Origin of the sequence: Paenibacillus nuruki, assembly GCF_001721045.1 — a bacterium.
Classification (GTDB): domain Bacteria; phylum Bacillota; class Bacilli; order Paenibacillales; family Paenibacillaceae; genus Saccharibacillus; species Saccharibacillus nuruki.
In genome coordinates, this window is sequence record NZ_MDER01000051.1 from 33,759 (window position 1) to 46,395 (window position 12,637).

General features: G+C 38.9%; 8 protein-coding genes. 2 read left to right on the plus strand and 6 right to left on the minus strand.

The features are described from left to right. Positions 1-29 precede the first annotated feature (29 nt). Both PTI45_RS15045 and PTI45_RS15050 read right to left on the minus strand, forming a co-directional pair. Complete coding sequence (locus PTI45_RS15045; protein ID WP_069328419.1) at positions 30-662, minus strand: GNAT family N-acetyltransferase; 633 nt, start codon at positions 660-662, stop codon at positions 30-32. Positions 663-842: 180 nt separating this feature from the next. Further along, positions 843-1,946 carry an acyltransferase family protein gene (locus PTI45_RS15050; RefSeq protein WP_069328420.1) on the minus strand — a complete coding sequence of 368 codons (1,104 nt, stop codon included), beginning with the start codon at positions 1,944-1,946 and terminating at the stop codon, positions 843-845. Positions 1,947-2,381: 435 nt separating this feature from the next. Here PTI45_RS15050 and acsA point away from each other — a divergent pair, with 435 nt between their 5' ends. Beyond that, positions 2,382-4,106: an acetate--CoA ligase gene (gene acsA / locus PTI45_RS15055; protein ID WP_069328421.1), complete on the plus strand. Its 1,725-nt coding sequence runs from the start codon at positions 2,382-2,384 to the stop codon at positions 4,104-4,106. Between the two features lie 114 nt (positions 4,107-4,220). Here acsA and PTI45_RS15060 read toward each other — a convergent pair whose 3' ends face one another. From PTI45_RS15060 to PTI45_RS15075, 4 genes are all read right to left on the minus strand, one after another. Then, on the minus strand, positions 4,221-5,828 hold the full coding sequence (locus PTI45_RS15060) for an ATP-binding protein (protein WP_069328422.1): 1,608 nt from the start codon (positions 5,826-5,828) through the stop codon (positions 4,221-4,223). 176 nt (positions 5,829-6,004) lie between these two features. Next, positions 6,005-7,729, minus strand: coding sequence for a carboxylesterase family protein (locus PTI45_RS15065; protein WP_069328423.1), 1,725 nt, complete (start codon positions 7,727-7,729; stop codon positions 6,005-6,007). Positions 7,730-8,059: 330 nt separating this feature from the next. Then, positions 8,060-9,220 carry a C40 family peptidase gene (locus PTI45_RS15070; RefSeq protein WP_069328424.1) on the minus strand — a complete coding sequence of 387 codons (1,161 nt, stop codon included), beginning with the start codon at positions 9,218-9,220 and terminating at the stop codon, positions 8,060-8,062. A 167-nt stretch (positions 9,221-9,387) separates the two neighbouring features. Continuing rightward, the gene (locus PTI45_RS15075; protein WP_069328425.1) at positions 9,388-10,998 is read right to left on the minus strand and encodes an N-acetylmuramoyl-L-alanine amidase family protein; all 1,611 of its coding nucleotides are present in this window, start codon (positions 10,996-10,998) and stop codon (positions 9,388-9,390) included. A 583-nt stretch (positions 10,999-11,581) separates the two neighbouring features. Between PTI45_RS15075 and PTI45_RS15080 the strand changes: the two genes are divergently transcribed. After that, positions 11,582-12,625, plus strand: a complete 1,044-nt coding sequence (locus PTI45_RS15080; protein ID WP_069328426.1) for a glycoside hydrolase family 53 protein — start codon at positions 11,582-11,584, stop codon at positions 12,623-12,625. Positions 12,626-12,637: the final 12 nt, after the last annotated feature.

A 12,637-nucleotide genomic window follows, 5' to 3' on the forward strand; every position in this document is an offset into this window, starting at 1 on the left:
CTATCGATTCTCCTTTCTATCGCTCCTAATTAGTACATAAATCGCTGACGGAATCGCAAGCGATCAAATGCTTCTACAGAAGATTGCGGCACATATTTACCTACACGTACCATAAGACAATTGGCAGGATGAGAACATATTTCAGGATCATCTGTCGCGAACCAGACCATATCTACATTTTTCATTAACTGCTCCATCATTTTGCGATAATCCCAGACGCTAAGCCCTGTACTTTCAAGATCCCAATGCCAATAGTATTCTGTAGTGAATACAATCATATGATCCAATTGCTCTTCTCGAAAAGAAAGCTGAATCAATTTCTTAGCAATGTCTAGTCCGCGATAGTCATTAGCTACTTCAACTGCACCCAGCTCGATCAAATCTTCCATATTTCCTTCAGACCATCGTTCATATTCATCGGCATAATGAAAAGTAACATAGCCGACGATCATATCACCGTCACACGCCATAATAATACGTCCTTCATCCAATGCCGCAATTTCAATCAATGCTTCCCACTGTTCAGGTGGACGACGAAAAGCATCAAGTTGAGGATGCATCTGCTTGGTACGAATATGTTCTGGAGAGACGGGCCCTTCTAATATCAATGTACACCGAGGAGACACCAGTGTTTCCGTTTGTGGGATTTTCAAATGCTCCATACTGAGATTCCTTTCTGTATTAGAGTATTGAATAGGTTGTGTTTTATAGTATATTTTTTTGATAACGCTTTCTTTGTAGTTTTGATTATACCGACTTTTGCAGTAAATGTATGTGTCGTTCTACAAAGAAAGACCTTCTTAGTCATTAAGAAGGTCTGCTCTATATCTATATTGAATATATTATGATTTAATTTCTGTAGCCAACTTGCGATTGGATAGTGTTGTAGCTGACTTCGGCACATTCACTCGACCTACAATATATTTACCTATTTTCATACGATTCAATATATTAATCGTTAGATACGAGCAAGCGATCCCTCCGATAAATAATAAAGGAATCTCCAAATATCCTAGTGACCAATGAAAAGATTCCACAGCGAGATCCATCATTTGTAGATAGAACCAATGTAACAAGTAAATGCCGAATGAATACTGACTAATCGCAGATAAGATAGGTGGCATTTTTTTTACATGACGGAACGCTAAAAAGAGTACAAAAATCAATAATACTGTGAATAAGATCATGTCCATTCGTTTTGAGCCAAATCCAAAACTAGAATATACATTATTGTACAGAATCAACGCAATCGATACAGGTAATGCGGCATAGATCCATACTTTGTATTTTACAATATACTGCATAAAAGTCTGATAATTTTTACCGCAATAATAAGCAAGTGCAAAGTAAAATACCCAACCTGTAAATGGCATCCAGTATCCTCGATCCCAAATATAGGAAATATACTGATTATTGCTAGGCGGTTCTACCAGATTAAAGAAAGCCAAATACCCTACATTCACTACTAGCGATATCATAAGTACCCATTTCGCTGAAAAGCGGTCTATATATTTGTTAAACAGTTGATGTAGAATATAAAACTGGAAAATAACCAATACAAACCATCCGTGATAAGCTCCCAGTAAATTAAATACAACTAGCTTGGGAATTGACCATCCATTTAGAATACCCGACATGATCGCATAAAAGACAGCCATACAAGCAAATGGAATCAATAGAAATTTAATTCGTTTACTATAGAACTGCTTAGGCAAATGATTGGGATACGAATAAGCTAAGACTAATGCGGATATAAAGACAAATGTAGATGTCCCAAACGAAAGCAGTCCAGCCAGAGTCCACAGTCCAAATTGAATTGCACCTTCTGTGCTTTCACCTGTAGTGAATTTGATCGAATGTAATAATACAACACTCATACAAGCGATAGCTCGGATCATGCCTACCTCGCCAATCGTTTGCCTGGGAGAAATGGTACTTTGTTTCATTACGTGACAAACCTCCTTTTAAGTTAAAAAGTATAATTAATGCTTAAGATTTCTAGGTACACATCTCTCCTTTTGATCTGCTTGACTATTAGGGTAGACATCGAATACTGGTTCTAAAAGAACTCAATCACTAGCATAATTATTCGTTTTGAATTATTATGTTCGTCTAAAATAGTTAAGTTATTCAATACGAATCATTTTCATTCGTTATATATTACTACAAAGTTGTAATCTTTTGTAGTCAAAATGTAAATTTATGATTTTTTTCATGATTATGATGTAAAAGTGATTTGTAAAGAAAAGGATATTTCGCTATGCTATACTACAGGAAAATATAAAATTGAACAATTTGTGAAATCGTAGTATTGTTTTTTGTAAGCGCTATATATGGTAATCGCAACACAAGATCGTATCTCAGTAATCATGGAGGTCATTATGGGAAAAGATAACGTGGAAACTATTGCTGTAGAAGCTACACAAGCCAATATGATGGATTATGAAAAAGCCAGTCGTACATTTGACTGGGCTGATGTAGAAAAAAGGTTCTCGTGGCATGAATCGGGAAAAGTGAATTTGGCTTATGAAGCGATAGATCGTCATGCTACTTCTGGACGTGGTGATCATATCGCTCTTCATTACAGTGATGCAGTACGTAGTGAATCGTATACCTTTGAACAATTACGTCAAGAATCGAATCGTGCTGCTAATATGCTTCGCCAACTAGGAATCGGTAAAGACGATCGGGTCTTTATTTTTATGCCGAGAACACCTGAACTGTACTTTACACTACTCGGTATTATCAAAATCGGTGCAGTTGCAGGGCCTTTATTTGAAGCTTTTATGGAAACGGCAGTTAGAGATCGCTTGGCAGATAGTGGTGCTATCGCTATTATTACAACCCCCAAATTGGTTGAACGGGTTCCAAGTGCTGATTTGCCAGAACTTCAACATGTGATTCTTGTAGGGGAAGCAGCAGAAATTACTGCTCCTTATATTGATTTTGCCCAAGAAATGAGCAAAGCTTCTACTGAAGCAGAGGTCGAATGGGTAGATCTTGATGATGGTCTAATCCTTCATTATACTTCAGGCTCTACAGGCAAGCCTAAAGGCGTGTATCATGTCCATCGTGCAATGATTCAACAAGAATACACTGGACGGATTGTACTCGATCTTCAAGCGGATGATGTGTATTGGTGTACTGCTGACCCGGGTTGGGTCACAGGAACGTCTTACGGTATTTTTGCACCATGGTTAAATGGAGTGACTAACATCGTGCGCGGAGGACGATTCAGCCCACAAGATTGGTATGAGACGATTGGACGCTATCAAGTGACCGTCTGGTATAGTGCGCCTACTGCTTTCCGGATGTTAATGGGAGCTGGAGATGAAGTTGTTCAGCAGTATGATCTCTCTTCACTTCGTCATGTATTAAGCGTAGGTGAACCGCTGAACCCTGAAGTTATTCGCTGGGGTTATCGTGTCTATGGACAACGGATTCATGATACATGGTGGATGACAGAGACAGGTGCACAGCTTATCTGTAACTACCCACGTATGGATATCCGCCCTGGTTCGATGGGTCGTCCGATTCCGGGTGTAGAAGCGGCTATTATTGATGATGCTGGCAATATTCTTCCTCCTCTACGAATGGGGAACTTGGCGATTAAGACACCATGGCCTTCGATGATGTACAAAATCTGGAATAATCCTGCCAAATTTGAAGAATATACACGTATTCCGGGATGGTATATCTCAGGGGATTCTGCTTATATGGATGAAGACGGATACTTCTGGTTTCAAGGACGGATCGATGATGTCATCAATACCTCTGGTGAGCGTGTAGGTCCATTTGAAGTCGAAAGTAAACTGGTAGAACATCCGGCAGTCGCTGAAGCAGGAGTTATCGGTAAGCCTGATCCTGTGCGTGGTGAGGTTATCAAAGCCTTTATTTCGCTTCGAGAAGGTTATACAGCTACCGAAGAACTGAAGCAAGAGATCACTCGTTTTGTCAAAGAAGGATTATCTGCTCATGCGGCTCCACGTGAGATTGAATTTAAAGACAAACTTCCCAAAACACGCAGTGGTAAAATTATGCGTCGTGTCTTGAAAGCTTGGGAGTTAGAATTACCTACGGGTGATTTGTCGACTATTGAAGATTAATAGAAATGCTTAATAGCTGAAGTACAGCATCTGAAGTAGACTCAATTCGTAATATCCAAATAGATAAGATCAAAAAAAACCGCCCCTTTTAATCAAAAGGCGGTTTTTTTGATCTTATTTTTGTAGTTCTTGTTTTACCGAGTCAATCATTTCAGCTAGCTTTTGAATAGGTAACGGCTTAGATAGAGCACCGTTCATGCCTGAAGCTGAGATTTGTTCCTGATCGTCTTTGAATACATGAGCTGTTAAGGCAACGATAGGAATCATTCGATTCTGAATCGTACTGGAATGGCGAATCTCATCTGTAGCTTGAAGTCCATCCATTACAGGCATTTGAATATCCATCAGTACCAGATCATAAGTCGAATCTTTTTCTAATGCACGAACAGCTTCTAGACCATTTTCTGCAAATTCTGCACGATGCCCCAGCTTTTCTAACATACGCATCGTAATAAGACGGCTAATCCGGTCATCATCAGCTAATAGTATTTTTAAGCTATTAGGATTGGATTCAGTAACCATATCTTCTGGTGGTTCGATATCTTGTACTAAAGGCGTGTATTCTTTGTTCATCCCTTCACTCGTAGATGTATGAGCATAACCTATTGGAATCGTAAATTGGAAAATTGTGCCGATTCCCGGATCGCTATCCACCGTGATCTGTCCACCCATTAACTCAACAATTTGCTGACTAATAACAAGTCCTAGACCTGTCCCACCAAATTTGCGAGTCTGTGAATCATCTACTTGACTGAAACTTTTAAATAATTTAGGCATGTCTTTTTCTGCAATGCCGATACCTGTATCTTTAACTTTAAAATGAAGCATCAACTTATCTTCAGATAATTCTTGTCCTTCAAGTGAAATCTTTACCGAACCTTCTGCTGTAAATTTGATAGCGTTACCAATCAAGTTATTCAGCACTTGCTTCAGTCGGTGCGGATCTCCTAACACGATTTGAGGTACACGTTTTCCGATATGAAGAAGCAAATCGATCTTTTTCTCTAACGCTAATGGACGATGCGCTTTGATCGTAATATCCATCAACTCATGAATATTATATTCGATATTTTCTAGATTCATTTTTTCTGCTTCGATCTTAGAGAAATCCAGTACATCATTAATTAATGTTAATAATGTCTCTGCACTATTTTGAACAATTTTCATATTATCGCGTTGTTCTTGATCGATCTCACTTAATAAGATCAATTCAGTCATCCCGATAATACCGTTCAATGGTGTACGGAACTCATGACTCATATTAGCGATAAAACGGCTTTTCGCACGATTAGCAGCTTCTGCTAATTCGGCTGCACGTTTGGCTTGTTGCTCCGCTGTTTTGCGATCTGTAATATCAAATTGAATTCCTACAAAATAATGGCATTCACCATTTCGATCAAAAATAGGATCTAAATTAATTTCATTCCAAAAAGGAGTTCCATTCTTTGTATAATTCAAAATCTCAATGACAGCAGATTCTTTTTTATTCAATGCTTCACGAATCTTTTTAACCGCTGCTGGATCGGTATCTACCCCTTGTAGAAAACGACAGTTATATCCGATCGCTTCGTTTTTAGTATAACCTGTCAATTCTGTGAAATGACTATTTACAAAAACAAGCGGAAAGTCTCTTCTTCGTGCATCTGCAATCGTTACAGAAGATTTTAAATTCTGTACTACATATTCCCAGTCGACTGCTGCTGTTTTAGGATTTATATTCATGGTGCCTCCCAAAGATTTATGTCAAGTTCATCCATTAGTTATATCTATCATATAATTATAGCTAAATTTAAACAAGTAGAAGGATATTCAAACTTTTTATTATAATAAAAAAAGTACTGATTAGCGAGTAACCTCTGCTGATTCAGTACTTTTCATTCTAGTTTATCTCATTTGTTCTAATATTGTGACTCCATAAAAAATCTACCTTTTAATACGTTGTCCCATACTACAGACTGAGAAGCTTCTGATAAGGAAGATTGAATCGACTTTTTCATTGTAGCTGATGTTGGCGCTGGCTCAATCATTTTGATATTGGCTTGCTTATTATTCGCATCAAATTGCAATAGTTGTCCTGATTGTTGCCATGATTGCCACACAGGTAATGCCCCGCTATGAATAGGTTGATCATGCAAGAAATGGCGAATGTATTGACGGTAACGATGCATCAATTGTACTCTTCCTGCTTGATTATCTTCTTTGTAAAATTGATCTTTAAATAATAATCCATAATTACTTTGCGCAAAGTTACCACTCAAGAAGTCCATATCTACACCATGAGTAGCTGCTAGGTATTTGGCAGGTGCTTGTAATCCATCTACATCGGTTCCCCATGCAAAACGATACACATAGATCGGTAATGCTTTACTATCTTTGGTAAATGTATTCGCTACTTGATCGGCATTAAACGCGGAATATAATTGACTTCCATATTCGGTCGCTTGCCAGAACTGCTTCTGCTCTGCTTTGTCCCATGTATTGTTGGTAAAATGGTCGCTAAACTGTGGATCATAAGCAGCAAACACATTAAACTCATTTTTCATACTACCAATTAACATCGGTACACGATTGTATTTGCCACTTTGTACAACATCGAATCCATTTTTCGGTAGAACATATCCATCTGCAAATAAATGCGGAAATTCAGACATTCGAATCATAACGCTACCTACAGCTTGAACCAGTTGCTTACTATCCAGTGAACGTAGCGTTTGTTGTAATGTAGTAGCATCTGTTTTTTTAAGATACGTGAGTGCTTCACTTTCAGTAGCAGCTTTACCTGCTTGAACTAATACTTTGGCTAATTGAGTATTGGAATAAGCTTGCCCTTCCGCTGGTGTAGCTGTGGTCATTCCTCCGCTTAAAGGCATCGCTTTGGTGAATAATCCTTTGGCTAGTGGTGAAATGACTAAGGCTAATACATCGCGCGCTCCGGCAGACTGACCGCCTAATGTTACATTATTGGCATCACCACCAAAGCTACCAATCTGCTGTTGTACCCATTTCAAGGCTGCAATCTGGTCTAATAGCGCAAAATTGCCTGAATCTTCTGCTGGATCGCCACTTTGTATTGCTTTGTTATGAATCCATCCTAATAAGCCTAAGCGATAATTCACAGTCACAACAACCGAGTCCGTGCTAGTAGCTAAAGACTGCGCTTCCAGAGCAGCCGAACTTCCTGTTACATTTCCCCCGCCATGCAAAAAGACAAGCACAGGCAGGTCGGTTGCAGACGTATGTGGTCGATAAATATTAAGATATAGACAATCTTCATCACCAACCACTTTACCCTCTGCTAATTGAGTACAGATATTGCCTGCTTGGAGAGCATTATAATGCTGTGTTGGAGATGATGAGATCGGTTGAGGTGCTTTCCAGCGTAAGTCTCCTACAGGAGCTTGAGCATAGGGAATACCTGACCATACTAATGTATTATTGTTACCTGCTTGTAACCCTTTAAATATACCTACACTTGTAGGTTGCTTTACATTTTCTTCATATTTGTAGTTCATCGTATCACTCTTTGTTTGGTTAGATTGAACGGCTCCTTCTGCGATACCGTTGTTAGATAATATACACATGAATACAAGCAACCACAACCATTGAACTTTTTTCTTCATCATTTGAATACCTCCTTGATTGGCAAATCGTTTGATTTATAGATGTATACAAAAAAAAGCACTAGCTCTATAGCTATGTAGATCAAGATGAACGTAAAAAAACCTAATCCAACCACAGAGGATACACAGTAATGTGTTCTTCTATCGTCAAATTAGGTTTTGCCTGCTAGAGCAGTAACAATCCTTTATATTACAGGTAGTATACACTCTTTTGGTAACGCTTACAATATATTTTGTCGAAAATAGTAAAAACTTGTTCTCTCTGCCTTAAGTAAGGTAAAGAAAACAAGTTTTTACTATCTTGATCTATGAACTAATCTACATTCTTTTGAACTATTGCAAAACACGGCGAGCCGTTACATAGTGCTTCACCCAATAATCAAGATCTAGATTAGAAATAGCGATACCGTCCAAACTCACACTATTATGAACTAGCTTGTTATCGCCAGCGTATATGCCTACATGAGAAATCACATTTGGATCTCCACCTGAGAAGAAAAGTAAATCTCCTTTTTGCCATTGTCCACGTTCAACTTCGATGCCTACATTTTTCTGATATTGTGTTCCCCAAGCCAGATCAATACCTGCTTGTGCGAATACATACCGTGTAAATGAAGAGCAATCAAACAATGTAGGTGCTTCATTTTTGCCATAACCATAATGCGTAATTCCTTGTAAAGCTAATGCACTACCCAAAATAAGATCAGCAGTCGCTTCATCCAAAGGTGACCCTGTTGCTAGTGTAGGTGGTGGTGTAACCGTTACAGGTGGCTGGAATGGAACATCATCCACTTCTGGAATTGCATCTACAGGTAAGCTTGTAAGCACAGGTGTAGCTGAAGCTGGTAATGTATACGATACGTAATCTGTCGATACATAACCGATGGTGCCTGTATTATCTTTGATTTTGATCCAAGAAGCACTGGGTTGTTCCAAAGCTTTGAACGTTTCACCGACAGGCATCACTCGTAATACAGCACTACCTGTTTTGGGCTCTGCTCTAAAATTAACACCGCGTTCGATAATGCCTGTACCTGGATCATTGGTACGAGGTACTGTTGTCACGGGTGGTGTACTTGGCGATACGGGCGCAGGCGCACTGGCTTGCGTGATCGTTGGTGTATCTTTTGGTGTCTGAAGCTTAGAAGACGATTGTTCTTGACTGGATACTGTATTGGTAGACGTTGTTGGTGTACTTATCGTCTCAGCGTCTGCTGGCTTAGGTGTATAGTTGATATAACTTGCCGATACATAGCCTGTTTTTACGCCTACTTTGACTCGTAACCAATAACTATTTACTTCTCGAAGTATTTTAATATTCGTTCCAGGTTGGAGTGTACCATACACTGTACTATCTGCTGACGGACCTGAACGGAAGTTAACTGGCAGATTCACTTTGCCTACCGGTACAGGCGTTGCTGCTGCTTCCATCATTTGAGGCGTAGAAGTGAGCAACACAGCCGCTGTCACCAGAGTAATAAGATTTCGTTTCATAGATGCCCTCCTTGAAAATTCTGTTGCGATTGGTCTGATGTCTCCTGATGTGTAGAGTCTATGTATTAACCACAAAAATGACAAGTTCGTCATTAGTTTACCGTGGTTAATTACCACTCCATCTTAATAATGAAACAGTAGTGGTCGAATACATTTCCAAAATAACGTTATTCTACCCCTAAATATTCTTTAATACCTGCTACAACAGCTTCTGCTAATTGTTCTTGAAAGGCATCGGTATACATTAAAGCTTCATCTTTCGGACTACTTAAATATCCAGCTTCGATCAATATAGCAGGCATTTTCGTCTCGCGTGTCACATGAAGACTCTTCTGATGAATACCACGATCCGATAATCCTAGAGCTGCTACCACATGTTTATGCACGATTTGTGCAAGACTCAAGCTACTTGTACGGCTGTAATACATTTCTGTACCACTTGGAGAAACAGCAGAATCTGTACTATTTCCATGAATCGATACAAATACATCGGCATTCAGATCATTGGCAATCTTCACACGATCTGGCAAAGTAGGATAACTATCATCGCTACGTGTTAACACAAAATCGATATTCGGCTCTTGTTCTAATAAAGCTTGAATTTTGAGTACGACTGGCAATGTAAAGTTTTTCTCATATCGTCCTGTCAGACTGATTGCACCTGAATCTTTACCACCATGACCTGCATCAATAACGACTAATTTCTTGCCATCTTTCCCTGGTCCAGAACCCGGTGTGACAGGGACAGCCGTTGAAGGTGTATCGGTTGGAGTCGTATTCGGATCGTTATTAGGATCAGAAGCAGGAGATGTTGAACCGTCTGGATTAGTGATTACAGGATCGGTAGACGTATTCGGATTACCTGATACCTGTGTGTTTCCATTATTGGTGGTCGTTCCTGTTCCATTGTTGATTGTAGATGCTGGTTTAATTGCACCATCTAATTCGACAATGACTACACCTTTATTGTTATTGATCACTTTGTATTTCTGTGCGTTATTCAGATCCATCACGACACGCACTGTAGATGGTGCATTACTAAATAATGAATAACGGATACCTGCTACATCTGGATCACCTGCTACATCGACTTTTCCTACATTACCTAGATTCATTACTTTTCCATTTAAAAATGAATCTGAAAAAGCGGTTTTCGGTAAATCAAGCACGATACGATTCGGATTCGTCAGTGCGCTGTATTTAGGTGATGCTGTTCCATTTAACGTCACTGTTAAGCGACTATCACTAAAGCTAATCGCTTGCAAAGCAGAAGCATTGGTTGTATCTGCTGGTGTTGTCGTATCTGGAGTCTTATCAGGTACAGAAGGTTCTATTTTTTTAGGTGTAGTTAGAAAAACCGTTTTGACTGTATTGTCCCATTTGACTGTTGTTCCTGTATTTTCACTGATAAACCGAAGCGGAACAAGCGTTGTTCCATTTTGCAATAAAGGCGCTTCAGGTAGATCAATCAATTTATTGTCGACCGTAGCCACATGACTACCTGCTACAAGTTGTAATGTTGTTTTATCTTTTTTAATCGTTGCTGTCTGTGCCTTATTCGACCAGCTCACTTTGTAACCTAATTGTTCTACGATAACACGTAGCGGTACCATCACTGTTCCATCTACTGTCTCTACTTGTCCGCTTGCAGGTAGAGCTAACTCTTGCCCATCCAAATTAATATGAGTGCTCGCTGTAATGGCAGCATGTCCTGTCGAAGGCAAGACTACCATCAAAATCATGATCAGAGTTAGCATCCATAAACTTATTCTTTTCATATCATCCCTACCATTCCCTGGTTCACATTATGTATGATGCGATATCCCAGTCATTATTGTGATACAAGTGCCTATCCGATGAGTTCTATTGTGTGGGTAAAGGAAATACTGAATACATTATTTATCGGTAAGTTCAGACATAACCTTTAAACGATCGACACATTTTTATAACATTCTTGTTATTTATTTCGCCAATTGGGTATACAACTCCTTTTAAAAAGAAAAATCGTTTATAAAAAGAACAACTTTGTTAGCAAATAAAGGCATTTTATACGTAATGTTTACTATGTAGTAACAGTACTATCATAAAGTGTATGTCTACCGTTTGTAAATAATCAATATATATTTTTTAACATATTGTGTAAAAGCTATCTTTATATAGATATGATGTTTGATGTTCACCTAACTATAGAAATATTCATTTAACGAATCTTTATTGTCAAAAGTGCTAAAATATTGAGTTTTTATAGGTACCTTTCCTTTGACCTGCAAGCTACAATAAATCTTGTTCCTTCGCAAAAGGAATCTTTTTAAAACGTTTAATGTAAACGCATACAATCAAAAAGAACTGAGGAGGTTATTTATGTTCAAGTGGTCTGGTAAAATCATGAAACGTATATCTGGGGTTGTATTGAGTCTTTCTATTCTAACAGGATTAAGCTATAGTGTCGCTCCACTGACTTCTACAGCAGATGCGGCTACATTTGCCAAAGGTGCTGATGTTGGTTGGTTATCTGAAATGGAATCGTATAACTGGGCTTTTTATAATGATGCTGGCGTTAAGCAAGATGCTCTACAAATTCTTAAAGATCATGGAATGAACTCGATTCGTCTACGTGTATGGGTTAATCCTGCTAAAAATTTCTCTAATAAAGCAGATGTGATCAAACAAGCGGTTCGTGCTAAAAAAATGGGTTTCCGTATTATGATTGATTTCCATTATAGCGATGTCTGGGCTGATCCTGCTCATCAGACCAAGCCTAAAGATTGGTCTAGCAAAGATTTTAACGGATTAATGAAAGCTGTCTATGATCATACGTATGATGTGCTGACTGCTCTCAAAGCGCAAGGAGTTACGCCAGAATGGGTACAAGTTGGTAATGAAACGAACAACGGTATGCTCTGGGAAGAAGGACGTGCTTCTGCTAATATGAAAAACTTCGCCTGGTTAATCAATTCCGGGTATGATGCGACAAAAGCAGTCAATAGCAGTACAAAAGTGATTGTTCATTTATCTAACGGCTATGATAATTCATTGTATCGCTGGATGTTCGATGGACTCAAAGCGAATGGTGCTAAATACGATGTCATCGGAATGTCGCTTTATCCAGAGAAAAATAATTGGCAAACTTTGAATCAACAAACGTTAACCAATATGAATGATATGGTCGCTCGTTATGGCAAAGAAGTCATGGTCTGTGAAGTCGGTATGGATGCTAGTGATCCGGCAACGTCTAAAGCCTTTTTGACCGACATTTTGAACAAAACACGTTCTGTCTCTGGTGGTAAAGGATTAGGTGTGTTCTATTGGGAACCTCAGTCTTACGGTACGTGGTACGAATATACTAAAGGTGCTTTTGATGCTAAAGGAAAAGTAACGATTGCTTTAGATGCGTTTTTGAACTAAAAGCTGTGGTCG

What these genes read in the sequence shown, in the direction of transcription:
- PTI45_RS15045 (WP_069328419.1), bottom strand. Translation starts at nt 662, where the DNA reads ATGGAGCATTTGAAAATCCCACAAACGGAAACACTGGTGTCTCCTCGG.
- PTI45_RS15050 (WP_069328420.1), bottom strand. Translation starts at nt 1,946, where the DNA reads ATGAAACAAAGTACCATTTCTCCCAGGCAAACGATTGGCGAGGTAGGC.
- acsA (WP_069328421.1), top strand. Translation starts at nt 2,382, where the DNA reads ATGGGAAAAGATAACGTGGAAACTATTGCTGTAGAAGCTACACAAGCC.
- PTI45_RS15060 (WP_069328422.1), bottom strand. Translation starts at nt 5,828, where the DNA reads ATGAATATAAATCCTAAAACAGCAGCAGTCGACTGGGAATATGTAGTA.
- PTI45_RS15065 (WP_069328423.1), bottom strand. Translation starts at nt 7,729, where the DNA reads ATGATGAAGAAAAAAGTTCAATGGTTGTGGTTGCTTGTATTCATGTGT.
- PTI45_RS15070 (WP_069328424.1), bottom strand. Translation starts at nt 9,220, where the DNA reads ATGAAACGAAATCTTATTACTCTGGTGACAGCGGCTGTGTTGCTCACT.
- PTI45_RS15075 (WP_069328425.1), bottom strand. Translation starts at nt 10,998, where the DNA reads ATGAAAAGAATAAGTTTATGGATGCTAACTCTGATCATGATTTTGATG.
- PTI45_RS15080 (WP_069328426.1), top strand. Translation starts at nt 11,582, where the DNA reads ATGTTCAAGTGGTCTGGTAAAATCATGAAACGTATATCTGGGGTTGTA.